Source organism: Enterococcus sp. DIV2467a (assembly GCF_050532945.1).
In the GTDB taxonomy this organism is placed as follows: domain Bacteria; phylum Bacillota; class Bacilli; order Lactobacillales; family Enterococcaceae; genus Enterococcus; species Enterococcus faecalis.
Genome location: NZ_CP172896.1, coordinates 638,725 through 663,068 on the forward strand (window position 1 = coordinate 638,725; position 24,344 = coordinate 663,068).

A 24,344-nucleotide genomic window follows, 5' to 3' on the forward strand; every position below is an offset into this window, starting at 1 on the left:
ATAAGAATGAAAAATAAGGGAGGGTAAAAAATGGCTTATCAAGCACTTTATCGGGTCTGGCGTTCACAACGTTTCGATGACGTAGTAGGACAAAAAGCAATTACTCAGACACTGAAAAATGCGATAGTGCAAAAGAAAACATCTCATGCCTATTTATTTACTGGCCCTCGTGGTACAGGTAAAACCAGTGCCGCAAAAATTTTCGCTAAAGCGATTAACTGTAAACATAGTCAAGATGGTGAACCTTGTAATGTTTGTGAAACCTGTGTAGCCATTACGGAAGGTCGTTTAAATGATGTCATTGAAATTGATGCGGCGAGTAATAATGGCGTGGAAGAAATCCGTGATATTCGTGATAAAGCAAAGTATGCACCGACACAAGCCGAGTACAAAGTTTATATTATTGATGAAGTTCATATGCTATCAACAGGCGCGTTCAATGCACTTTTAAAAACCTTGGAAGAACCGCCACAAAATGTTATTTTTATCTTAGCAACGACTGAACCACACAAGATTCCGTTAACGATTATCTCACGGACGCAACGCTTTGATTTTAAGCGAATTAGTACGCAAGATATCGTCGATCATATGGCCCATATCATGCAGGAAATGGCTCTCGATTATGAGGAACAAGCCCTTTATGTGATTGGGCGTGCTGCGGAAGGTGGGATGCGAGATGCCTTGAGTATCTTGGATCAAACGATTTCCTTTAGTGATGAAAAAGTAACACTGGAAGATGCAATGCAAGTGACAGGCAGCCTAACCTATGAAATGATGGATCATTATATTCAGTGTTGTGTCGCCGGTGATGTTGAACGAGCATTAGAAGGTTTGGAAAGTATTTTAGGCGAAGGCAAAGAAGCGCGCCGTTTCTTAGAAGATTTGTTATTATATTGTCGAAATTTACTGATGTATCAGCAAGCACCGAAGTTATTAGCAGAAAAAGCAGGCACTTTGACAGAAGCATTTAAGGAACTAGCTACACAAACGCCTGCTGAAAAAATCTACCAACTAATCCAAATTTTAAGTGACACACAAAATGAGATCCGCTTTACCAACAATGCGAATATCTATCTGGAAGTAGCCACTGTCAAATTAGCTAAAACGGTGCAACCCAATAAACACAACACGCCAGAAACAACTAATCAAGATGGTAGTGCAGAGGGAAATCCAGAATTAGCAGATTTACAAAATCAAATCGGGCAACTGAAGAAAGAACTGGCTGAATTAAAGAAACACGGTGTAGCTGCCAAAGAAGCAGATGCGCCACGTCAACAAGCACGACCACAAGCGACAAAAAGTTCGTTCCGTGTACCCACAGAACGGGTATATCAAGTCTTAAACGAAGCGACTAGAACACATTTAATGAATGTGAAAAATGTCTGGGAAGACTTACTGCAAACATTATCTGTGACTCAACGAGCGATGCTCAAAGCTAGTGAACCTGTCGCAGCGAGTCCTAAGGGCATCGTGGTGGCATTTGACTATGAGATTGTTTGTGCTCGTGCAACAGACGATGAAGAGATGCAGTTAGCTTTCAATAATAATTTAAGCCGTTTGATGGACTATACACCAGAGATGGTCTGCATTACTAGAGAAAGCTGGCCAAAACTAAGACAAAGTTTTATTAACCAAAATCAGGGCAGTTTGAATCATTCTGAACCTGAAAATGAAATGGCTCGTCTAGCGGACGAACCGCCTGTAACAAATGAACATTCACAAGAAAATCCAGTAGTAGATGAAGCAATCGCTATGTTTGGTGAAGAGCTTGTCGAAGTACTAGATGATTAATACGAAGGAGTAGAGGAATTATGATGCGAGGAATGGGCAACATGCAAGGCATGATGAAACAAGTACAAAAAATGCAAAAAGAAATGGCCAAAGCGCAAGAAGCGCTAAATGAAAAAGAATTTATCGGTGAAGCCACCAATCAACTTGTGACAGCGATCTTTACTGGTGATCGCACAATGAAAGATTTGACCATTAAAGAAGACGTGGTTGATCCTGAAGACGTTGATATGTTACAAGATTTAGTCATTATGGCCGTCAACGATGCGTTAGTAAAAATTGAAAAAGAAACCGAAGCAACTTTAGGTAAATACACCAAAGGAATGCCAGGATTCTAAATAATAAGACCAACGAAAGTATGAAAAACGTCATGCCCAAAAAATCGAACTTTTTGGGCATGATGTTTTTTCTGTTTTTGTGGGAAAACTCTTTGGCAATTTTAGTAGTCGCTTCCAAAAAACTATGCTATACTAAAGCCAATTGAAGAGAAACATTTGGGGTGCTATTAGCTGAGATTATACCCATGGAACCTGAAACAGTTAGGACTGGCGCAGGGAAATGTCTTGAAATTTTGACCGATTATTGCACCCAACTACGTTTATTTGTGGTTGGGTTTTTCTGTCTTTTTCAGTCGCGCCTCCTTTTGCTTCTCGCAGAAAGGAGTTTTTTTACGTGGAAAAAAATCGAATCCACAGAGTTACGTTACTAGCTTTAATGATTGCGATGGACGTCGTATTATCGCCGTTAATGCGAATTGAGGGAATGGCCCCTATGTCCAGTGTCATGAACATTATTGCCGGAGTTTTATTAGGTCCTCTTTACGGAACGCTCATGGCACTTGTCTGCGGCTTAATCCGTATGACATTCTTAGGTATTCCGCCATTAGCGTTAACAGGTGCCGTCTTTGGCGCGTTTTTTGCTGGTTTATTTTATCAATGGGGACAAAAATTAGGCTGGTCGATGCTAGGGGAAATTTTTGGGACAGGCATCATTGGCTCGTTATTGTCCTATCCTGTAATGGTTTGGTTTACTGGCAGTAAGCAGAATTTTTATTGGTTCATTTATACACCACGATTTATTGGTGCCACACTGATTGGTTCAGTGATTGCTTGGCTTGTCTTAGTAAAACTGAAAGAAACTCGGGTATTTAAACAAACACAGGAATTATTTTTAGGAGGGTACTTTTATGAAAACAAGCGTTAAGTTTGAAACGATTTTTCCACTGACAACGGCACCATTAATTCAGTGCATTACGAATGAAATTACGTGTGAGTCTATGGCGAATGCATTACTTTATATTGATGCTAAGCCCATTATGGCGGATGATCCCCGGGAATTTCCGCAGTTGTTCCAGCAAACCAGTGCTTTGGTTTTGAATTTAGGCCATTTATCACAAGAACGAGAGCAAAGCTTGTTAGCAGCTAGTGATTATGCTCGGCAAGTGAATAAACCGACCGTAGTCGATTTAGTCGGTTATGGCGCCAGTGATATTCGGAGTGAAGTCGGGGAAAAGCTGGTGCACAATCAGCCAACCGTTGTGAAAGGGAATCTTTCAGAAATGCGGACTTTTTGCCAGTTGGTGAGTCATGGTCGAGGAGTAGATGGCAGCCCTTTGGATCAAAGTGAAGAAGCAATTGAGGAGCTGATTCAAGCTTTACGTCAACAAACACAAAAGTTTCCCCAGACGGTATTTTTAGCAACAGGGATTCAAGATGTTTTGGTTAGCCAAGAGCAAGTGATTGTCTTACAAAATGGCGTTCCTGAGTTGGATTGTTTCACTGGCACGGGCGATTTAGTCGGCGCATTAGTTGCCGCTTTATTAGGTGAAGGCAACGCGCCAATGACTGCGGCAGTAGCCGCAGTGAGCTATTTTAATCTTTGCGGAGAAAAAGCCAAGACTAAGAGCCAAGGGCTGGCCGATTTTCGCCAAAATACGTTAAATCAGTTATCTCTTTTAATGAAGGAGAAGGATTGGTTTGAGGCGGTGAAAGGACGAGTGCTATGAGAGAGCAATTGAAAGTTTATTTGGTGACAGGCCGGTATGATTTTAGTGATACTAAATTTTTAAACCGAATTGAAACTGCTTGTCGCAGTGGAGTAACATTGGTCCAATTGCGCGAAAAGGAAGTGTCAACACGGCGCTTTTACGAATTAGCAGTGAAAGTTAAAGCGGTAACAGATGCGTATCAGATTCCGTTGATTATTAATGATCGTGTCGATATTTGCTTGGCAGTGGATGCAGCAGGTGTGCATATAGGGGATGATGAATTACCGGTTGCTCTTGTGCGAAAACTGGTTGGGTCCACAAAAATCGTAGGTGTTTCAGCCAAAACGGTGGCACGAGGAGTTGAAGCGGAAAACGAGGGCGCCGATTATTTAGGCGTGGGCGCAATTTTCCCCACAACGACTAAGGACAGTCCGTTAACTTCTTTGCAGACACTTTCTGAAATTGCCGCAGCAGTCACGATTCCTGTTGTAGCGATTGGTGGAATCAAAGAAGAAAATATAGAACAACTTATGGGAACGGGAGTGGCTGGTGTTTCACTGGTCAGTGAAATTATGCTGGCTGAACAGATAACCGAGAAAGTTCAAGGGTTGATGCGTGTAACGGAGCGAATGTTGGAGGCGAGAAAATGACCGAATATAATTTGACACCACAAGTAGTCACGATTGCTGGTTCTGATTCTGGTGGGGGAGCTGGCATGCAAGCAGATTTAAAAACATTTCAAGCACGGCAGGCATTTGGCTTAAATATTGTCATTGCATTGACGGCACAAAATACGTATGGCGTACAAGATAGCTTACCGATTCCTAGTTCATTTATTGATGCACAATTTCAATCACTGGCGGCTGATTTTAAAATTGGGGCAGCGAAAACGGGGATGTTAGCAGATAGTGAGCGTGTCGAAGCTGTCGTTCGTAATTTACAGAAAGTTGATTTTGGTCCGTTGATTGTCGATCCTGTAATGGTGGCTAAAGGTGGACATCATTTGTTAGAAGCCGAGGCAGTTCAAACAATTAAAGAGCAACTGTTGCCACTAGCAACGGTCGTGACACCTAATTTACCAGAAGCGGAAGTTTTACTAGAGACGACCATCAAGACAGAGCAAGAAATGCAGACCGCAGCAAAAAAATTACAACAATTGGGCACAAAAAATATTATTATGAAAGGCGGACATAGCACAAATCAACAAGCGGCTGATTATGTGTTAATGGAAGACGGTTCGAGCTTTTGGCTAAGTGCACCACGAATTGTAACGAAAAATACTCATGGAACAGGAGATACTTTTTCAGCGTGTATCGCAGCCGAATTAGCAAAAGGTACGCCGTTAGAAGCGGCGATTGTGATTGGCAAACAGTTTATACAAGGGGCCATTAGCCAAGCAATTTCTGTTGGACATGGTCACGGACCTACTAATCATTGGGCCCAATTAACGCAAGATATTCAAGTTATTAAAGCATAAGAAGAGCCTGGGGAAAAATCATTTTAGATTTTTCCCCAGGCTCTTAAATAGCTTAAAGCTCTTTTTTGATATAGTTTATAAACGTTTTATTCACTAATCTTCACATTTTAAATAAATTTCTTGGCCTTGTTCTTGCAAATGAGCCACGTGGGATTCTCCCCAATTACATAAGTTATCTAAGACAGCAGAGAGGCTTTGACCATAATCGCTTAAATAATATTCGACTTTTGGTGGAACTTGGTTGTAAACTTTTCGCTCGATAATGTTGTCTTCTTCGAGTTCCCGTAATTGTTGTGTCAGCATTTTTTGACTAATGCCAGTAATGCCGCGTTTTAAATCGCTGGGGCGCATGGCGCCGTGCCGTAAATTACACAGAATAATTGGTTTCCATTTGCCGCCAATAACATCCATCGTTGCTTCGACACCAATCGCATATGTACGAGTTTCCAAAAAACATTCCTCCTTAATAGATTGATAATAAACAAAAGTTACTAAAAGGTACCTATGATACAAAAAAGTAGGTACTTATCAAAATTTCAATCTTAGTATATAGTAATTTTTGTTGAAATTCAAATGTTTTTTAGGAGGAAGAGAATGGAAAAGAAAATTTCACCAAATTTAACGCTCTTTGCATTAGCTATCAATGCTTTCGCAATCGGTTCAACAGAATTTATTAGTGTGGGTTTATTACCAATGATTGTTAAAAGTTTTCATATTAGTCTTTCCCAAGCTGGTTTGACTGTTTCTTTATACGCTTTAGGTGTGACGATTGGGGCGCCATTATTAACAATTTTGACAGGAAAATGGAATCGTCGCTCATTAATGCTGGGGATTATGCTTCTTTTCATTAGTGGGAATTTAATTGCTGCGTTTGCGCCAACGTTTATTATTTTATTGGTAGGGCGGATACTTTCTGCATTGGCGCATGGCATTTTCATGTCTGTTTCGACTGTCATCGCCGCAGATGTTGTGCCGCCATCACGTCGTGCCAGCGCCATTGCTATTATGTTTACGGGCTTAACGGTTGCAACAGTGACTGGTGTACCTTTAGGGACGTTTATTGGGCAACAAACAGCTTGGCATATGTCCTTTCTTTTTATAGCCAGTATTGGCTTGGTGGGACTGATTGCTAGTTATTTTTTAGTTCCCAAAAATTTACCGATACCAGGGAAGGTTGACTTAAAAGGAATCACGCGGATTTTTACGAACAAACCCCTCGTTTTCTCTTTTCTAATTACTGCTTTTGGTTATGGTGGAACGTTTGCTGCATATACGTACTTGTCACCGTTATTGGAAAATTTAGGCTTTTCAGCCAACGCGGTAGTGATTATTTTAGTTGTTTATGGCGTAATGGTCGCAATTGGCAATACAGTAGGTGGTCACTGGGCAAATAAAAAACCTTTAGATTCGTTAGTAAAAATGTTTAGCTTATTAATTCTGTCCTTAGTCTTTTTATTCATTACTGTTTTAATGGATAACAGTCTTCTAGGCTTATTAGCAAGTTTGATGTTGGGTCTATTTGCCTTTATGAATGTACCTGGTTTACAACTATATGTTGTAGAATTAGCGGAAAAGTATGTTCCAGAAGATATCACTTTGGCCTCAGCTTTTAATATTGCAGCCTTTAATATTGGGATTACCGTTGGCTCAATGACAGGTGGGGTGGTCACAGATCATTTATCAGTAACATATACACCGATTTTTGGTGGTTTTATCGTACTAATTGCTGTCTTGTTCGTACTTTATATTCGGAAGCAAGAAGAACAAAAAAACAACTATCTTTAGAAAACTAAAAAAAGCAGCTGGTTACTATGGAACTGACCAGCTGCTTTTTTTTAAGCTTTTTTGCGGAAATAATTCCAGCAAGCAATTAAAACAATTACTAATAAGGTTAACAAGAAAATCAGAGAAATGAGGGAGCCCATCGTTGTCCCCTGAGCAAAATTATCTGCGTGGTCTTGAGCGATATTAATAATCGTCGCTACAATGGCCGTCGCAATAGCGCCAGAAAATTGTTGAAGTGTATTAAATAACGTATTGCCGTCGCCAAAATCTTTCTCCTCTAACAAGCTCATACCAGTCGTCATCATATTACTGTATGCAAAACCTAGACCAATCATATAGGTAACATGTCCAGCGACGAATCCTAATAAAACAGGCATCTCTAGTAAAATTGTTAAAGCTAGCCAACCGATTGTCGCCAAACTTAAGCCAAATAATATAGGTTTTTTAGCGCCGTATTGATCCAACACTCGTCCAGAAAGTGGTGCCAAAATGGCCCCAACTGTAGCACCTGGCAGCATGACTAGCCCAGCTACAAACGCATTTTTTCCAAGGACGATTTGAACAAAGTTTGGTAAGACAAAGGAAATACCTAACAATAAGAATTGACAAACTAAAAAGCCACATAAAAATAAAACGAAGGAGGGATTTTTTAAAATTGTCAAACGTACTAGTGGCTGTTCAGCGGTCGTTGCTCGTTTATAAAAAATAACAAAGCCAATAACGGCTGCCAGAAGTGAAAGCCAGCCAAACAATGTGCCAATTTTACTTAAAAACATCAACAAACCACTAAATAACAGGGCAATACCAATTAAACTAACCAAATCAAGAGTGGTGGTTTTTTTAACAGGTATTTCTGGAATAGCAGATAAGCCCATAAACAAAGAAAGTAGTAAAATAGGAATTAAGAATAAAAAGATGGCGTGCCAAGACAGGGAAGATGTTAAGATTCCACCATACGTTGGACCAATGGCTGGAGCAATTGAAGTGGTCAATGTGCCTACCCCCATCATCGTTCCTCGTTTTTCCAGCGGGGTAAAGTTCAAAATAATATGAAACATCAGTGGCAAAGCAATCCCAGTGCTAGCCCCTTGGAAGAGTCGGCCTAATAACAAGATACTGAAAGATGGCGAATAGACATCAATCGCTAAACCAATCAAAAAGAAAAGATTCGCAACAATAAATAAGCGTCTTAACGAATAGGTTTTTAATAAATAATTGGATAAGGGCACCATGATAGAAATAACTAATAAATAAATCGTTGTCACCCACTGCACGGTACCAGTGGAAACACCAAATTCCTTTGTTAATGTCGGAAAGGTTACATTCATTGCTGTTTCAATTAATACGCCAGCAAAAGACATAATTCCTGTCGCTAAAACGGCAGGGAATAATCGTACGTTTTTTTGTTCCATTTAATCACCTCTATAGTTTTCATTTTTTCGTAAAAAAATAGAAGCAGTTTCTATAAGAATAGAAACCGCCTCTCTCTCGACACGCAACTTGCGTGTTATCTGTACGATTTGTTTACATGTTGCATTGTAAACAGTTTTTAGGCAATCGTCAAGCAGAAAATAATTAACGTTGCATGAAGAAACTAATAATTGCAAAAATAGCAATGTGAGCTGGATAGAAAATATAAAAGAAATTCCGCATGCCACGGCCTTTTTCACCATTATAAAGAACAATTGGAATCGCTGCTAAAATCATCATCCATTGGTGGTTCACCCCGAATAGTTCTTGGAAATTATAGCTGGCTGCTGAAATCAACGCAACAACGCCAATTGCTGAAATTTGTAACCACTTTTTGCCATGGAATAAATAAAAAGCTACGGCCAAGAGAACAAATAAAAACCCACCTTCTGTCATCATTAGTGATGGCACAATCAGATTGAAAATTTGGAAACCAATTAAGATAGCAGGGTTGCTTAATATGTCTGGAGAACTAAAAACAACGAGAGGTAGGGCACTGATTAATAAAGGCACAATAAACCAAAGAAGCCCTTTACCAATTTGTTTTTGTTTAAAATAGTCCATAGACTGCATGTAGACCGTACCTAAAAATAACGTCCCAAAAATATTATTGATAATTAAGCCACCTGTTGAAAAATACGCATTTAAAATGCCGTTCAGAATCCCCATAATCCAGAAGCCTAACAATAACCGGAACATGTATTTTCGCCGATTGCTTGTGTGAATGAAGCCTTCAGAACTTTCAAATAAGAAAATAGGTGCAGCAATTCGTCCAATCCATCCGAACCAACCAGGCACGCCTAAAAAACTAAAAAATTGCAATAGATGGTCAAAGACCATTGAAATAACCCCAATGACTTTCAAATGAAAGCCAGTTAATGTTTTACCCATAGTATAAACGCCTCTCTTTCATAAAGAACAATATAACAAAGTTCATAAAAACCAACCATTTATTTGCCTAACAGTTATCTTACAAAATTGTTTGATTTCTTCAGCTTTTGATGAAAGAAAAAAGTGCCAAGACTAGTTTTTATAATTATTCTATGCTATAGTAAAAGTACATTTTAATAAAAAACATTTGGGGTGCTGTTATGGCTGAGATGATACCCATTGAACCTGATGCAGTTAGTACTGTCGCAGGGAAATGCCGATTTACTTTGATTTTTCACGCACTCATTCTGTCCTAGGATGAGTGTGTTTTCTTTTATCAGGGTTTATTTAAGTCACTCCTTTTGCTTTTTGTTAAGAGAAAGGAGTTTTTTTATTGAAAAAATGGTCATTGCAACAAGTCGTCTTACTCGCTTTTTTAGCCTTTTTGTTTGGCGGTGTTTTTATGGGGGCAGGGTTCCTCTATGCGTTATTGAATGCTGCGCTGTTACCATTAGGACTGAGTCCCTTTGCCAATGAGCTTTTATTTGGAATGTGGACTATGGTGGCACCAATTGCAGCGATGCTGATTCCACGAGCGGGAAGTGCTGTTTTGGCGGAAGTTTTAGCCGCTTTGGCAGAAATGCTTTATGGTTCGTATTTCGGACCTAGTGTATTAATTTCTGGTGTGATTCAAGGCCTAGGTAGTGAAAGTGGCTTTTTTGTGACACGCTACAAACGGTACGATACACTAACGTTATTTTATAGTGCGATTGGGACGACTATTTTTAGTTATGTGTATGAATACTTTAAGTTTGGTTATGGCAATTACGGTCTGGGGATGAACATTGCTTTAATTAGCGTTCGGTTCGTTTCCATTTGTTTCTTTGGTATTTTCTTAACGAAAGTTATTTTACGAATGTATCAGTCTGCGCAAGGGTTAGCTGTGAAGGCAAAATGAATAGTATCCAATTAAAAGCTGTGTCCTTTTCACGAGAACAACCCTTGTTTGAAAAGACAAATTTAGCAATTCCTCAAGGAACGTTTTCCTTATTAATTGGCGATAGTGGTAGTGGAAAATCAACGCTCTTACGATTGATTGCCGGATTTGCTCCGCTTGATTACCAAGGAGAAATTTTGATTGAAGGAATGGAACGTCGACAATTATCAACTCGTGAAAAGGCGCAAAAAATTGGCATGCTGTTTCAAAACCCCAGTCAACAATTTACAATGAAAACCTTGGAACGAGAACTGATTTTTGCTTTAGAAAATTTAGGAATCTCGCCTGAAGAAATGAACCGAAAAATCCAAACAGCGCTTCAACTTGTTCAGACTCAAACCTTATTCACACGAGAATTAGCGACGTTATCTGGTGGTGAAAAACAAAAAGCGGCGTTGACAGTTCTGCTAGCAATGAACCCAGATATTCTTTTATTAGATGAACCTTTTGCAAGTATTGATCCAACCTCTCGAAAACAATTTATTCAAATTTTAGCAAGACTCCATCAAGCAGGCAAAACGATTTTGGTGTGCGACCACGATTTCAACGATTACGCTGATGTTGTGGACCAAGTCGTCACGTTGAAAAACGGCCAGTTTGAAAAACAACCGTTGACGTTTATCAAAACAAAACCGCAGACATTTCAGCTTACAACTTCTGTGGTAAAACAACCAATGCTCCAATTGAAAAATTTTCGTTTGTCTCAGGGAAAACGAGTGCTACTTGAAGAAAAAGAAGCGCTTTTGTTTAAAGGAATTACCACGTTGACGGGGCCAAATGGGGCGGGAAAATCCACCTTATTAAAAGCCATCGTTCAGAGACAAAAATATCAAGGGAAAATGTTCTTGGCAGGCCGCCGCTTGCGGGCTTCAAAAAAATTGTATCAACACATGACATTAGCGGTGCAACAAGCCAATCGTCAGTTTGTCACGTTGACTTTACGAGAAGAGCTTTTGTTTGGTCAGAACATGACAGCAGAAAAAAGAAGAAAACAAGAGGAAGCCTTAACTTTTTTAGGTTTAAAAGAAAAACTAGAGCACAGTGTTTTTCAACTAAGTGAAGGGCAAAAAAAGATGGTGCAATTAATTAGTTTGCTGAGCTTAGATTTGGACTGTTTACTTTTAGATGAACCTTTTGCTGGATTAGATGAGCGAGCATGCAATTATTTTGTTGAATGGATCAAAGAAAAAAGTGCGCAACAAGATTTTCTAATCGTCACGCATCGGCTAGAACCTCTCTCTGGCGTGAGCAATTACCGAATAGAATTGCTGCAGCAACAACTGAATATCTGGCAGGAGGGAACCACATGCAAATAAAGCAAACAAATGCAGCAATTTATGCTTCTTTGATTCTTATTTTGACCTTTGAATTATCTTTTTCTCAGTCAATTTTGGCAAATTTGGCGGTTTTTATGGGTTGTATCATTTTTTTAATAGGCCAGCGAAAATCCCGCTTACTGCTTTGGTTATTTTTCTTGCCACTTTTACCAGCAATCGGGACGTTTTGGTCTATTTATTTGCATGGTACGAGTAGTCAACAAGCCTGGCTTTTGTTTAGTCGAACGTATGCCTTTGCCGGTTTAGGACTAGCTTTTGCTGTAGGCGTTGATTTTGAAGAATTATTGTTGTTATTGGAACAAAAGGGGCTAGCACCAAACTTTGTTTATGGAATTTTAGTGGTGGTTCACGCCTTACCGGAAGTGAAAAGAGAAATTAATGATTTAAAAGAAGCAAGCCTACTCCGTGGCAAAACGTTTCATTTTTGGTCGCCGATGCTTTATGTTAAAACACTGCTCGTTGCTGTTTCTTGGCGAGATAAATATACGGAAGCAATGTCTGCCCATGGCTATGAAGAAGGAGCCACCAGAAGTCGAAAAGAGCATTTTGTGTCAGCAAAAGTCAGTCTGGGGCTTGCTATTTTGATCATCATTTTTACCAATTTGTTTATTTTTCTAACGTAAAGGAGAAACCTATGACATTTACAGAACAAGCCAAAGATCAAGCGCAAGCTTCTTGGCAAGGAAGTTTTCAGCATCCTTTTATCACAGAGTTACATGAAGGAACCTTGAGTCCAACGATTTTTCGCTACTATTTAATTCAAGATCATTACTATTTAAAACATTTTAGTCAGCTTTATCGCTTGATTGCGGCACAAACGCAACAACCTCGATTGAAAAAATTACTCTTAACAAATGCGGAAAATCTCGCGTTGGGCGAATTAGCTATTCGTGAAACTTTTTTTGAAGAACTAGCAATTACGGAAGAAGAAGTTGCAGCGACACCGATTGCACCAACCGCTTATCACTATGTTTCTCATATGTATCGCCAACTTATTGAAGGAACGCCTAAGACGGCCGCAGCAAGTATGTTGCCTTGTTCTTGGCTCTATCAAGAAATTGGTGCACAGTTAGTCAAACAACACTCACCAGAGCCACTGTACCAACGTTGGATTGAAACCTATGCTGGGGAGGAAGCGTACCAACACGTCCAAGAGGAACGCCAACTGTTAGACCAATTATATGAAGAAAGTTCACCACAAGAACAAGCAGCTATGATCACCGCTTTTGTTATCAGCAGTGAGATGGAATACGCTTTTTGGGAAATGGCCTATACACATGAAACCTGGATACAAAAAGAAGAGATGAACATGTGGTAAAATAAATTTATCAAAATAGGAGGATAAATTTATGAAAAGTGTTGGTATACTATTGTTCATTGTTGGCATTGGAAATTTTGTTTATCAAGGGATTTTGACCTTACGGAAACTGCGTAAAGAAGCAAATGAGGTACGCACAACGCATAGGTTTTGTTGCACGGCTTGTGGTGAAAAATATGAGTTAAGTACTGTGGAAACAAAGGAAAAAATCAAGTGGAGTATTCATATCCGCAAAGAGACGTTGAATACACAAAAAAGCTTGTACAAATTTATTTGTCCAATCTGTGGTGAAAAAAAATTTCAGGAACGATTGTATGATTTGAATATTACCAAATTGAAAGGTAGAATTCGGTATCAAGGTACAGAATTTCAGCTAAGAGAATTAGTTCTTTTTTTCTTGAAAGGTGTATTACCATTATTACTAGTACGTTATCTATTGCGATTTTTAATTTGAGCAAAATAAAAAAACTTCCATTTTGTCACAACAAAGTGGAAGTTTTTTTGATTCTTTAAATAGCGGTTAAATATTGCTTTTTTGACAGGGCATGATAAGATATTCAGTGACGCAAAATCTGTTATAACTCGCTCAGTAATAACAGAAACGCCTTGCTAAGAAAGGACTGTAGAAGCCTCATGAATTATCCAGAACCGATTGCAAAATTGATTGAAAGTTATATGAAATTACCAGGAATTGGTCAAAAAACAGCGACACGGCTTGCTTTTTATACAATTGATATGAAAGAAGAAGATGCTAATGCTTTTGCAAAAGCGCTAATTAGTGTCAAGAGAGATCTCCATTTCTGTAGTATTTGCGGAAATATTACTGAAGAAGATCCTTGTGAAATTTGCCAAGATAAAAATCGTGACCGTAGTATTATTTTAGTAGTGGAAGAACCAAAAGACGTTATGGCAATGGAAAAAATGCGTGAATATCAAGGTTTGTATCACGTACTCCACGGGGTGCTTTCACCGATGGAAGGAACAGGACCAGAAGATATTAATATTGCCTCTTTGATCAAACGATTGCACGATGATGAAGTGAAAGAGGTCATTATAGCAACAAACGCTACCACTGAAGGAGAAGCGACGGCGATGTATTTATCACGGCTCATTAAACCAGCTGGAATCACCGTTACTCGTTTGGCACACGGCTTGTCTGTCGGCAGCGATATTGAATATGCAGATGAAATAACCTTGCTAAAAGCAGTCGAAGGGCGTCGAGAAATTTAAAAGAAACATCGTTGGAAAAAGAAGTTGAAATCGAAGTAGGTCGTTTCTGTGAGAAAATGTCGCAGTTCAAGCTTTTCCGTACTTCTTTTTCAGTTTCTTTTTTTCAGCGGATGCATCACTTTAAATAGGACATAAGGATTTCAATTAGACTGATAGAGCAAGATGAAGTATAATAGATACAAGTAAAAATTGATTGGAGTTTTCGCACGTGCAGGGTATTTTTATCACATTTGAAGGTCCAGATGGCGCTGGTAAAACCAGTGTTTTGAAGGAAGTTTCTGAAAGATTAGCTAAAGAGTCAAAACGAAAAATTGTCACTACAAGAGAACCAGGCGGCATACCGATTGCCGAAAAGATTCGAACAGTTATTTTAGATCCAAGAAATGACAGAATGGATGAGCGAACAGAAGCTTTACTTTACGCAGCTGCTCGTCGTCAACATTTAGTGGAAAAAATCTTGCCAGCTTTGGAAGCAGGTCATTTAGTCCTATGTGATCGTTTTGTTGACAGCTCATTAGCCTACCAAGGCGCTGGGCGTAGAATTGGGATTGCACCAATTGCTTCAATTAATGCGTTTGCGACAGAAGGTGTCTCACCAGATTTTACAATTTATTTAGACGTTGACTCAGATACTGGCTTACGGCGGATTCAAGAAAATCGAACACAGCAAATTGATCGCTTAGATTCAGAAGGATTAGAATTTCATCAACGTGTTCGTCATGAATATTTGAAATTAGCAGAAGAAAATCCACAACGTATCAAAAAGATTGATGCACGGATGAGTTTAGAACTTGTCGTAGAAGCAACGTATCAGGCGATTATTGAACGTTATCCAGAAAACTTTTAATTATAGGAAGGTGTAGACCATGAAGATTATTTTAGCCATTGTACAAGACAAAGATAGTAACCGATTAGCCAACGAATTTATTGATGCCAATATTCGTGCTACAAAATTATCCTCAACAGGTGGGTTCTTAAAAGCGGGAAACAGCACATTTATTATTGGGATTGATGATGAACGTGTCGACGAAACATTAGCTTTAATTAAAGAAACATGTCAATCAAGAAAACAATATGTTTCAACACCTGTGACTTTAGATATCACAATGGATGGCCAAATTCCTTATCCTGTGGAAGTTGAAGTAGGCGGCGCTACTTGCTTCGTCTTACCAGTTGAAGGATTCCATCAATATTAAGATGAATGAAGCACAACAGCTACAGCAAATGCAACCTTTGCTGTACAAGCAACTCCAAAAAAGTTTTGAGCATGGTCGTCTTGCCCATGCTTATCTTTTTGAAGGAGATACAGGAACTGGAAAACAAGAATTTGGCTTATGGATGGCGAAACATGTCTTTTGTACGAATTTAGTAAATCAACAACCTTGTAACGAATGCCATAATTGTGTGCGGATTAATGAAAATGAACATCCAGATGTTTTAAGAATTGCGCCAGATGGGCAAACCATCAAAGTGAACCAAATCCGTGAATTAAAAGCGGAGTTTTCTAAAAGTGGGGTCGAGACTGCTAAAAAAGTTTTCTTAATTCAAGAAGCAGATAAAATGAGTACCGGCGCAGCCAATAGTCTCTTAAAATTTTTAGAAGAACCAGAAGGACAAATTTTAGCTATTTTAGAAACCACTTCGCTTTCTCGAATTTTACCAACGATTCAATCACGATGCCAAACCTTACATTTTCAACCATTAGTCAAAAAAACATTAATTGATCGCTTAATCAAACAGGGGATTGGTGAAAAGACTGCAATCCTTTTAGCTGAGCTGACAAATAGTTTTGAGAAAGCAGTTGAAATCTCTCAAGATGAATGGTTTAATGAAGCTAGGGAAATCATTTTGCAATGGTTTAATTATCTAAAAAGTAATGATTTACAGGCATTTATCTACGTTCAGAAGAAAATGGTCAAAGTATTTAAGGAAAAAGAACAACAAGCGCTTAGCTTTGACTTGCTCATGGTTTATTACCGTCAATTATTGGAAGAAAGTGTTGCGACACAGCAAGCCAAAAAAGTAACGGAAGAGCAGGCGGAACGGTTGGCGCTAATTTTGAAAGCACGCCAAAAATGGACTGCCAATGTTAGTTGGCAAAATGTTTGTGAACAATTAGTTATCCAAATGATTCACCCTAAATCATAAAGGAAAAAAGTGCCAAGTGGCATTCAGTTTCATAATATAGTAGGAACTTAGTTGTTTCAGCAAGTTCCTTAACCGATTGAAGCGACGTTCACTTGAACTAGATTAGGAGGAATAAAATGGTAGAAGTAGTAGGAGTTCGCTTCCGTGAAGCCGGTCATATCTATTATTTTGCTCCTGGAAAATCTGAGTATATTTATAATGAGAAAGTACTCGTTGAATCTCAACAGTCAAAACAATTAGCTACTGTTGCTATTCCTAAAAAAACAGTCGATTCAGACGATTTACCAGAGGACCTAAAACCCATTTTAAATAAAGCAACAGCCAATGATTTAGAAAAAGAACAAAAAAATTTGGCTGATGCAGAAGCTGCCAAAAGCATTGCCAATGAAAAAATTCGAGCTCATGACTTAAAAATGAAATTAGTGCGAGTAGAATATACCTTCGATCGTAGCAAAATGATTTTTTACTTTACGGCAGATGGGCGAATTGATTTTCGTGAATTAGTCAAAGACTTAGCGGCTATTTTCCGGACGCGAATTGAGTTACGTCAAATTGGTGTCCGAGATGAAGCGAAAATATTAGGTGGCATTGGCCCTTGTGGCAGACAACTATGTTGCTCAACATTTCTAGGAGATTTTATGCCAGTTTCAATCAAAATGGCTAAAGATCAAGGGCTATCTTTAAATCCTGTTAAAATTTCGGGATTATGTGGCCGCTTAATGTGTTGTTTGAAATACGAAAACGACGAATATGAAGCCGCTAAAAAAGAATTACCAGATTATGGAAAAGAAGTAATAACACCAGATGGCAAAGGTAAAGTCGTCGGGTTGAATCTATTAAGTCGGATTGTCAAAGTTCGTCTGCATGGTCGTGAAATCGCAGCGGATTATGATTACGAAGAAATCAAAGAAGCTACTGCGAAAGTTGCTGCTGAAAAAGGTGATCAAAATGGATAAACGTTCGCTCTATGATGGATTAAATTCGTTGGAAACTGATTTAGACAGTTCCGTGACACAATTAAGAGAAATTAAAGCAGCACTCCATGAGTTGGTAGAAAAAAATACCACGTTGGAAATCGAAAACCAACGCTTACGGGAGCATCTCCAAGAACTGAATAAGTTAGCAGGAAATACAACTGAAACTGAAAAACAAGAGCTATCAAAATCACGTATGAATTTGGAAAAACTTTATGAAGAGGGCTTCCATGTCTGCAATATTTTATATGGTTCAAGACGTGAAAATGATGAAGAATGTGCCTTTTGTCTTGATGTTATTTATGGGGAACGTACGCGTTAAGTCTAGTGGACACTGCAAATAAAAAGGAAAGGTTTGGTTTGACAGTCAATCGATTGTCAAATCAAACCTTTATCTATTTATAGAACGAAAAAGGAAAATGAGGGATGCGCTATGCAAAAACAGAAAAGTTTTGATAAGCAAACAACAAAAGGAAAATTGTATCTTGTCCCAACACCGATCGGCAATTTAGAAGATATGAGTATTCGTTGTTTAAACATATTGAAAGAAGCAACGGTGATTGCTAGTGAGGACACAAGAAACACACAAAAATTGCTAAATCATTTTGAGATTACAACGCCACAAATTAGTTTACACGAACATAATTACAAAGAGCGAATTCCTCAACTGATTACACGATTGCTGAATGGTGAAACGATTGCCCAAGTTAGCGATGCAGGTATGCCTTCAATTAGTGATCCTGGTCATGAATTGGTTACAGCATGTCTTGAAGAAGAACTGGCAGTGATTGCCTTGCCAGGACCTACGGCAGGAATGACCGCCTTGATTGCCTCGGGCCTTTTACCACAGCCATTTACGTTTTATGGTTTTTTACCAAGAAAGAAAAAGGAACAGAAAGACGTGTTATCAGCATTAAAAGAAGAACGGCCGACACAGATTTTTTATGAGTCCCCCTATCGGATTGCTAAAACGGTCGCAACGTTTGCTGAAGTCTATGGTCAAGAACGTCCCGCTGTGATTTGTCGAGAATTAACGAAACTTCATGAAGAGTATTTGCGTGGTACCTTAGGAGAACTAACAGAATATTTAGCAGAAAATACGCTAAAAGGCGAGTGTTGTTTATTAGTTAGCGGATTTACTGGTGAGAAAGAGACAATAGCAGCAATGCCAGCTATTTCCCTCAAAGAACATGTACAAGTTTTAATGGAGGAAGAGGGACGGAGTTCAAAAGAGGCAATCAAAGAAGTGGCCAAATTGAGAAATGTAAAAAAACAAGAAGTATATAAAGAATATCATTCCATTTAAAAAAGGAGAGAAACATGAGTAATTTATTGCGAGCAGAAGGCGTGTCTTATCAAGTAAATGGTCGTAGCATTCTTTCTGATATTGATTTGTCATTTGAAACAGGCAGCAATACAACAATTGTTGGTCCTTCAGGTAGCGGGAAAAGTACATTTTTAAAAATTTTATCTTCATTATTAAGTCCTACAGAAGGCGAAATTTTTTATCAAGAAGCGCCAATTACTACAATGCCAATCGAAACATACCGCCAAAAGGTTTCTTATTGTTTTCAGCAGCCAACTTTATTTGGTGAAACCGTGTATGATAATTTATTATTTCCATTTACCGTCAGACAAGAAGCGTTTAATCAGGAAAAAGTCGTGGCATTGCTCCAACAAGTGAAATTGCCCGCTGCTTATCTTGAAAAGAAAATAGCCGAACTCTCTGGTGGTGAGCGACAACGGGTTGCTTTGCTACGAAACATTATTTTTGTACCAGATGTTTTATTATTAGACGAAGTTACAACGGGATTAGATGAAGAAAGCAAACAAATTGTCAATCAATTGTTAAACCAATTAAACAAAGAGCAAGGAGTCACGCTGGTTCGTATCACGCATGATACCGAAGAAATTCAGCAAGCACAGCAAGTGATTCGTATTGTAGCAGGAAAGGTGGCGCCGACAGATGGATTTAGCAGTTAATAATTTATCCTTATTTTTTTCAGCCATGCTAGTAGTGGTCGCATTAATTATTAGTACTAAAGAAAAATTAGGTTTTACCAAAGATATTATTATTAGTGTGATTCGAGCAGTCATTCAATTAGTCGCAGTCGGCTATTTATTAAAATATGTTTTTCAAGTCAATAACCTGATTTTAACGCTCATCATGGTTTTGGTGATTGTTTCCAACGCAGCCTTTAATGCAAAAAAACGCAGCCAGCAATTACAAAAGGGCTTTTTGATTTCTTTCATTGCAATTGGCTGTAGTACAGGAATTACCATTGGTATTTTGATTTTTTCTGGTTCTATTAAATTTATTCCTTCTCAAATCATTCCTATCAGTGGGATGATTGCCAGCAATTCGATGGTGGCAATTGGTTTATGCTATCGCAATTTAGATACTCTTTTTCAAAACCAACGGCAAGCGGTAATGGAGAAGCTAGCATTAGGTGCAACTATCAAACTCGCCTCTTTACCAATCATCCAACAAAGTGTGAAAACCGGGATGGCGCCGACGATTGATTCTGCCAAAACTGTCGGAATTGTTAGTTTACCTGGGATGATGTCAGGCTTGATTTTTGCGGGCGTTGATCCGGTCCATGCGATAAAATATCAGATTATGGTGACTTTTATGTTGCTATCAGCAACAAGTATTGGTTCAGTAATTGCAACTTATCTTGCCTATAAAGGTTACTATAATCAACAAAAACAATTGGTTGTTTAATTAAAAAGCTGGAAATCTGTGTTTATAACTTCACGGATTTTCAGTTTTTTCTGGTTGAAATAAAGAAGTTTCAATTTGAAAAAGAACGGACGTTCGTATATAATGGAGGGAGGAGGCGAATCAAAATGATGAGCGAATTACGTTTTCCCTTAAAAAAAGATACGTCGAGAAAAATTATACATATAGATATGGATGCGTTTTTTGCTTCAGTTGAAGAACGAGATCATCCAGAGCTAGTAGGACATCCGTTAGTTATTGCGCGCCATCCAAGTGATACTGGGGGCAAAGGAGTGGTGACTACAGCGAATTATATTGCTCGACAGTACGGTATTCACTCGGCTATGAGTGCTCAAAAGGCGTATGAACTATGTCCAAGTACCATTTTTAAGCCAGGTAATTATCAGAAATATAGTGAAATTTCTCAAGAAATCCGTGAAATTTTTCGCCGCTATACAGATGTGATTGAACCAGTATCTATTGACGAAGCGTATTTAGATGTAACTGAAAATAAGGTCAACAGTAAGTCGGCTATTAAAATTGCGAAAATGATCCAATATGATATTTGGCATGAATTGCAGTTAACTTGCTCGGCAGGTGTTAGTTACAATAAGTTTTTAGCCAAGTTAGCATCAGATTTTCAGAAACCAAAGGGCCTGACGGTTGTCTTACCAGAAGAGGCCGAAGATTTTTTGAAAGCATTACCGATTGAAGATTTTCACGGAATCGGCAAAAAAACAGTGCCTAAAATGCATGAACTAGGGATTTTTACTGGAGCAGATTTATACAAGCAAGATGAGATGACGTTGATTCGGTTATTCGGTAAAATGGGTTATTCATTGTATCGTAAAGTCCGCGGTATCCATGATGCGCCAGTTCAAGTGACTAGAGATCGTAAGTCGGTAGGCAAGGAACATACTTACGGCACCCCTTTAACGACGGAAGAGCAGGTTACGGCTCAATTGAGACAATTAGCAGCAGGTGTTGAGCGTGCATTGCAACGAGTGCAAAAACATGGCAAAACAGTAGTCCTGAAAGTTCGTTATACTGACTATACGACGATTACGAAACGTGTGACATTACCTGAATATATTTCTAAAAAAGAAGAACTTTTCTATCAAGCGAATTTAATTTGGGAAGATATTTTAGGTTTAGAACAAGGAATCCGTTTATTAGGCATTACTTTAACGAATTTAGATCCACTAGCGTATGAAAACATTGTTTTACCTTTATGGGAAAAAAGTTAGCCCTTTAGACACATCCTCAAGAGATGGCTAAAGGGCTAACTTTTTTAAATTGATTTTTTGATTTGTTCATAAGACGTTTCGGCGTCATGACATTTTTCCCAAATAACAGCTTTGCCAGCAGCAAGTGATTTGGGTACATCAATAATCCGTTGATTACTACTGCCACGAAATTGTAAATTTAAATTACGTTTTGCCAGTTCAAAGCGCCCATCAACTAAAATGTCAATTGAATGGAGTAGTTCAAGCTTATCAGGCGTTTCTAAAAGTAGTTCTTCAAAGGTATACCCAGACCAAGACCAGATATCTTTGGCTGAGCCAAATGTTTCCCGCACACGTTTGACCACACTAAGACAAACATCTGTATTCAGAAAAGGTTCACCACCCAAAAGAGTCAAACCTTGGACATAGTCATGGGACAAATCTTCAATAATTTGATTCATTAAAGATTCTGTAAACGGCGTACCGTAATTGAAATTTTGGACAGCTTTGTTAAAACAACCTTCACAAGCAAAGAGACAGCCGCTCACATATAAACTATTGCGTACACCTTCGCCATCAACAAAGTTGAACGCTTTGTAATCGGCAATCTTTTTTTGGCTGTAGTCTTCGGTTTTCCATTCTTGTGGTTTCGGATTACGCATCAGCAAAACTTCTTTCTATAGAATAATCGAGTTTAATTTTTTAAATGTTTCACACGAGAGGAAATTTCTTTGTGACGACCGTGTACCATTGGGCGAGCTTGCGGGTTACCTAAATAACCACAAGTCCGTTTAACGACATCACAAGTCTTAGGATCATGATTGCCACATTCTGGACATTCAAAGCCACGTTCAGTTGGATGGAAGTCCCCTTCAAAACCACAGGCATAACAATGATCAATTGGCGTATTGGTTCCTAAATAGCCAACTTTGTCATAAGCGTAATCCCAGACAGCTTCAAGTGCTTTGGGATTTTGCTGTAACATGGGGTATTCACAGTAGTGGATAAAACCACCAGAACAGTATTTTGGATAATCCTTTTCAAAATCAAGTTTTTCAAAAGGCGTTGGATTTTTGCGTACATCATAATGGAAACTATTTGTGTAATATTCTTTATCTGTAATATTTTCGACGATGCCAAATTTTTCAGTATCTAAACGGCAAAAACGGTCAGTCAAGCTTTCGCTCGGTGTAGAGTAGACACTAAAATGATAGCCGTATTCATTGCCCCAGTTGTCGGCATTTTTTTTCAGTTCTTTTAAAATATCCAGTGTAAAGTTTTTGGCCTCTTGATTGTCCTCCCAAGCACCGCCGTAAAAGGCAGAAGCCACTTCGTACAAGCCAATATAGCCAAGCGAAACCGTGGCACGTTTGTTTTTAAACAGTTCATCTACGGCATCCTGTGTAGCTAAACGTTTTCCAAATGCACCATACATGTATAAAATCGGTGCATTCGCTGGTTTAGCTTCTTTAACACGTTCAACCCGATAAACCAAAGCATCTTTAACGATCGCTAAACGTTCATTTAAAATTTGCCAGAACTTTTCTTGACTTCCTTGCGCTTCTAAAGCGATTCTTGGTAAGTTCAAGGTCACAACGCCTAAATTCATTCGGCCAACATTTACTTCTTCACCTTGTTCGTCTTTCCAGCCTTGTAAAAAGGAACGACAGCCCATTGGTACCTTAAAACTACCTGTTAGTTCAACGATTTTATCATAGTTTAAAACATCAGGATACATGCGTTTCGTTGCGCATTCCAGTGCCAGTTGTTTAATATCGTAGTTTGGATCAGTAGGTTGCGCATTGACGCCTCGTTTAATTGTGAAAATCAGTTTTGGGAAAATAGCTGTTCGTTTTTCAATCCCTAAACCATTAATTCGGATTTGTAAAATCGCCCGTTGAATTTCTCGCTCAAACCAGTTGGTACCTAAACCAAATCCCAGAGAAGTAAAAGGGGTTTGTCCATTGGAAGTAAATAAGGTATTAATTTCATACTCAAGACTTTGCATGGCATCAAAAATATCTTTTTTCGTTTTCTTCCGAGCGAATGCTTTTTGGCGTTCTTCTCCTTCAATCCATTCTTGCGCATCTGCTAAATGTTTATCATAATTACGTTCCGCAAAAGGCGCTAATAATTCATCAATCCGATCGGCAGAGCAACCACCATATTGACTGGAAGCTACATTGGCAATAATTTGAGAAATTTGTGCAGTGGCCGTTTGAATTGATTTTGGTGATTCGACATCAGCGTTCCCAATTTTAAAGCCATTGTTTAGCATGCCTTTAAAATCAATTAAACAGCAGTTTGTCATGGGCGTATATGGATGATAATCTAAATCGTGGTAATGAATGTCGCCTTTTTGATGGGCATTAGCCACGTGTGAAGGCAACATCTTTAAACCAATTGATTTTCCAACAATCCCAGCGGTTAGATCACGTTGCGTATTAAAAACGTCACTGTCTTTGTTGGCATTTTCGTTCACGACAGTCTGATCTTTATTAATTAATTTGCCGATAGATACATTAATATCAGTCGCTTTACTACGCTCAAAATCACGTTGGGTTCTGTAATGAATGTATTCTTCGGCTAAGGCATATTCATTGTTGGATAGCAGAGTATGTTCCACAATATTTTGAATTTCATAAATTTTTACGTTATTGGTAAAACGTTCGGCAATTTCTCGATTGACATCGGCAACAATCGATTGGACTTTTTGATGTGTCAAAGGAGTGACTTGGTCATGTATTTTTTGTTCAGCTTTGATCAAAGCGTCGTATATTTTTTGATCATCGAAAGTCACTAAACGACCATCCCGTTTGACGACTTTAATTGTTGAGAGATTAACATCCTCGGCTTTTTCATCAGTAATCTTCATCATTTTATCCAGCTCCTTATATCTCGTTAGTAACTATCCTAATACAAAGGTCGGCTAAATTCAATCGATATATTGCGTATTTTTAGTAAAATATCACTAGACAAACACTATATATTGTGCTTGCACTGTTTTGAAAAAAT

General features: G+C 38.6%; 27 protein-coding genes and 2 riboswitches. Of the genes, 22 read left to right on the forward strand and 5 right to left on the reverse strand.

The features are described 5' to 3' along the window. Nucleotides 1–30 precede the first annotated feature (30 nt). The 6 genes from dnaX (at nucleotide 31) to thiD (ending at nucleotide 5,252) form a co-directional block, all read left to right on the forward strand. Nucleotides 31–1,791 carry a DNA polymerase III subunit gamma/tau gene (gene dnaX / locus IGL80_RS03025; protein ID WP_002359419.1) on the forward strand — a complete coding sequence of 587 codons (1,761 nt, stop codon included), beginning with the start codon at nucleotides 31–33 and terminating at the stop codon, nucleotides 1,789–1,791. Nucleotides 1,792–1,811: 20 nt separating this feature from the next. Continuing rightward, nucleotides 1,812–2,126 (forward strand): YbaB/EbfC family nucleoid-associated protein, encoded by a 315-nt coding sequence (locus IGL80_RS03030; protein ID WP_085366650.1) that lies wholly within the window; start codon nucleotides 1,812–1,814, stop codon nucleotides 2,124–2,126. Between the two features lie 147 nt (nucleotides 2,127–2,273). After that, nucleotides 2,274–2,362: riboswitch (TPP riboswitch) on the forward strand. Nucleotides 2,363–2,502: 140 nt separating this feature from the next. Continuing rightward, nucleotides 2,503–2,991: an energy coupling factor transporter S component ThiW gene (thiW, locus tag IGL80_RS03035; RefSeq protein WP_002356342.1), complete on the forward strand. Its 489-nt coding sequence runs from the start codon at nucleotides 2,503–2,505 to the stop codon at nucleotides 2,989–2,991. Further along, the gene (locus IGL80_RS03040) at nucleotides 2,975–3,793 is read left to right on the forward strand and encodes a hydroxyethylthiazole kinase (RefSeq protein ID WP_002359422.1); all 819 of its coding nucleotides are present in this window, start codon (nucleotides 2,975–2,977) and stop codon (nucleotides 3,791–3,793) included. Before thiW ends, IGL80_RS03040 begins: the two co-directional genes overlap by 17 nt. Next, the gene (gene thiE / locus IGL80_RS03045; RefSeq protein ID WP_002359423.1) at nucleotides 3,790–4,425 is read left to right on the forward strand and encodes a thiamine phosphate synthase; all 636 of its coding nucleotides are present in this window, start codon (nucleotides 3,790–3,792) and stop codon (nucleotides 4,423–4,425) included. The genes IGL80_RS03040 and thiE overlap by 4 nt, the downstream gene beginning before the upstream one ends. Further along, on the forward strand, nucleotides 4,422–5,252 hold the full coding sequence (gene thiD / locus IGL80_RS03050; protein WP_002362487.1) for a bifunctional hydroxymethylpyrimidine kinase/phosphomethylpyrimidine kinase: 831 nt from the start codon (nucleotides 4,422–4,424) through the stop codon (nucleotides 5,250–5,252). Before thiE ends, thiD begins: the two co-directional genes overlap by 4 nt. A 93-nt stretch (nucleotides 5,253–5,345) precedes the next feature. Here the strand turns inward: thiD and IGL80_RS03055 are convergent, their stop codons facing one another. Further along, on the reverse strand, nucleotides 5,346–5,702 hold the full coding sequence (locus tag IGL80_RS03055; RefSeq protein ID WP_002356348.1) for a winged helix-turn-helix transcriptional regulator: 357 nt from the start codon (nucleotides 5,700–5,702) through the stop codon (nucleotides 5,346–5,348). A gap of 144 nt (nucleotides 5,703–5,846) precedes the next feature. On the opposite strand from IGL80_RS03055, the gene IGL80_RS03060 reads away from it, so the two are divergent. Next, entirely contained in the window at nucleotides 5,847–7,037 is a 1,191-nt protein-coding gene (locus IGL80_RS03060; protein ID WP_002359426.1) for an MFS transporter, read from the forward strand. A gap of 50 nt (nucleotides 7,038–7,087) precedes the next feature. Here the strand turns inward: IGL80_RS03060 and IGL80_RS03065 are convergent, their stop codons facing one another. After that, the gene (locus IGL80_RS03065; RefSeq protein ID WP_002359427.1) at nucleotides 7,088–8,449 is read right to left on the reverse strand and encodes an MFS transporter; all 1,362 of its coding nucleotides are present in this window, start codon (nucleotides 8,447–8,449) and stop codon (nucleotides 7,088–7,090) included. Between the two features lie 163 nt (nucleotides 8,450–8,612). Next, nucleotides 8,613–9,398, reverse strand: a complete 786-nt coding sequence (locus tag IGL80_RS03070) for a TraX family protein (RefSeq protein WP_002356353.1) — start codon at nucleotides 9,396–9,398, stop codon at nucleotides 8,613–8,615. 178 nt (nucleotides 9,399–9,576) lie between these two features. After that, nucleotides 9,577–9,667: riboswitch (TPP riboswitch) on the forward strand. Nucleotides 9,668–9,771: 104 nt separating this feature from the next. On the opposite strand from IGL80_RS03070, the gene IGL80_RS03075 reads away from it, so the two are divergent. The 15 genes from IGL80_RS03075 to dinB all read left to right on the forward strand — a co-directional run bounded on the left by IGL80_RS03075 (nucleotide 9,772) and on the right by dinB (nucleotide 21,350). Continuing rightward, on the forward strand, nucleotides 9,772–10,335 hold the full coding sequence (locus IGL80_RS03075) for an ECF transporter S component (protein WP_002359429.1): 564 nt from the start codon (nucleotides 9,772–9,774) through the stop codon (nucleotides 10,333–10,335). Beyond that, nucleotides 10,332–11,690: an ABC transporter ATP-binding protein gene (locus IGL80_RS03080; RefSeq protein ID WP_002356358.1), complete on the forward strand. Its 1,359-nt coding sequence runs from the start codon at nucleotides 10,332–10,334 to the stop codon at nucleotides 11,688–11,690. Before IGL80_RS03075 ends, IGL80_RS03080 begins: the two co-directional genes overlap by 4 nt. Continuing rightward, the gene (locus IGL80_RS03085) at nucleotides 11,681–12,334 is read left to right on the forward strand and encodes a CbiQ family ECF transporter T component (protein WP_002359432.1); all 654 of its coding nucleotides are present in this window, start codon (nucleotides 11,681–11,683) and stop codon (nucleotides 12,332–12,334) included. The genes IGL80_RS03080 and IGL80_RS03085 overlap by 10 nt, the downstream gene beginning before the upstream one ends. 11 nt (nucleotides 12,335–12,345) lie before the next feature. Beyond that, nucleotides 12,346–13,029: a thiaminase II gene (tenA, locus tag IGL80_RS03090; RefSeq protein ID WP_002359434.1), complete on the forward strand. Its 684-nt coding sequence runs from the start codon at nucleotides 12,346–12,348 to the stop codon at nucleotides 13,027–13,029. Between the two features lie 31 nt (nucleotides 13,030–13,060). Beyond that, nucleotides 13,061–13,483, forward strand: coding sequence for a hypothetical protein (locus IGL80_RS03095; RefSeq protein ID WP_002359435.1), 423 nt, complete (start codon nucleotides 13,061–13,063; stop codon nucleotides 13,481–13,483). 179 nt (nucleotides 13,484–13,662) lie between these two features. Then, nucleotides 13,663–14,259, forward strand: a complete 597-nt coding sequence (gene recR / locus IGL80_RS03100; protein WP_002356363.1) for a recombination mediator RecR — start codon at nucleotides 13,663–13,665, stop codon at nucleotides 14,257–14,259. A gap of 208 nt (nucleotides 14,260–14,467) precedes the next feature. Continuing rightward, nucleotides 14,468–15,106, forward strand: a complete 639-nt coding sequence (tmk, locus tag IGL80_RS03105) for a dTMP kinase (RefSeq protein WP_002356366.1) — start codon at nucleotides 14,468–14,470, stop codon at nucleotides 15,104–15,106. 19 nt (nucleotides 15,107–15,125) lie between these two features. After that, complete coding sequence (locus tag IGL80_RS03110) at nucleotides 15,126–15,455, forward strand: cyclic-di-AMP receptor (RefSeq protein ID WP_002356367.1); 330 nt, start codon at nucleotides 15,126–15,128, stop codon at nucleotides 15,453–15,455. Between the two features lies 1 nt (nucleotide 15,456). Further along, nucleotides 15,457–16,407 carry a DNA polymerase III subunit delta' gene (gene holB / locus IGL80_RS03115; RefSeq protein WP_002404418.1) on the forward strand — a complete coding sequence of 317 codons (951 nt, stop codon included), beginning with the start codon at nucleotides 15,457–15,459 and terminating at the stop codon, nucleotides 16,405–16,407. Nucleotides 16,408–16,523: 116 nt separating this feature from the next. Continuing rightward, a complete protein-coding gene (locus IGL80_RS03120; RefSeq protein ID WP_002356371.1) occupies nucleotides 16,524–17,363 on the forward strand; it encodes a PSP1 domain-containing protein in 840 nt (279 codons plus the stop codon). Further along, a complete protein-coding gene (locus IGL80_RS03125; protein ID WP_002356372.1) occupies nucleotides 17,356–17,703 on the forward strand; it encodes a DNA replication initiation control protein YabA in 348 nt (115 codons plus the stop codon). Before IGL80_RS03120 ends, IGL80_RS03125 begins: the two co-directional genes overlap by 8 nt. 111 nt (nucleotides 17,704–17,814) lie before the next feature. After that, nucleotides 17,815–18,687, forward strand: coding sequence for a 16S rRNA (cytidine(1402)-2'-O)-methyltransferase (rsmI, locus tag IGL80_RS03130; RefSeq protein ID WP_002359438.1), 873 nt, complete (start codon nucleotides 17,815–17,817; stop codon nucleotides 18,685–18,687). A 14-nt stretch (nucleotides 18,688–18,701) separates the two neighbouring features. Beyond that, entirely contained in the window at nucleotides 18,702–19,364 is a 663-nt protein-coding gene (locus tag IGL80_RS03135) for an ABC transporter ATP-binding protein (protein ID WP_002359439.1), read from the forward strand. After that, the gene (locus tag IGL80_RS03140; protein WP_002356377.1) at nucleotides 19,348–20,106 is read left to right on the forward strand and encodes an ABC transporter permease; all 759 of its coding nucleotides are present in this window, start codon (nucleotides 19,348–19,350) and stop codon (nucleotides 20,104–20,106) included. The genes IGL80_RS03135 and IGL80_RS03140 overlap by 17 nt, the downstream gene beginning before the upstream one ends. A gap of 128 nt (nucleotides 20,107–20,234) precedes the next feature. Then, nucleotides 20,235–21,350: a DNA polymerase IV gene (gene dinB, locus IGL80_RS03145; RefSeq protein WP_301337053.1), complete on the forward strand. Its 1,116-nt coding sequence runs from the start codon at nucleotides 20,235–20,237 to the stop codon at nucleotides 21,348–21,350. A gap of 44 nt (nucleotides 21,351–21,394) precedes the next feature. Here the strand turns inward: dinB and nrdG are convergent, their stop codons facing one another. Continuing rightward, complete coding sequence (nrdG, locus tag IGL80_RS03150; RefSeq protein ID WP_002356379.1) at nucleotides 21,395–21,991, reverse strand: anaerobic ribonucleoside-triphosphate reductase activating protein; 597 nt, start codon at nucleotides 21,989–21,991, stop codon at nucleotides 21,395–21,397. 32 nt (nucleotides 21,992–22,023) lie between these two features. Continuing rightward, entirely contained in the window at nucleotides 22,024–24,207 is a 2,184-nt protein-coding gene (nrdD, locus tag IGL80_RS03155) for an anaerobic ribonucleoside-triphosphate reductase (protein WP_430598485.1), read from the reverse strand. Nucleotides 24,208–24,344 lie beyond the last annotated feature (137 nt).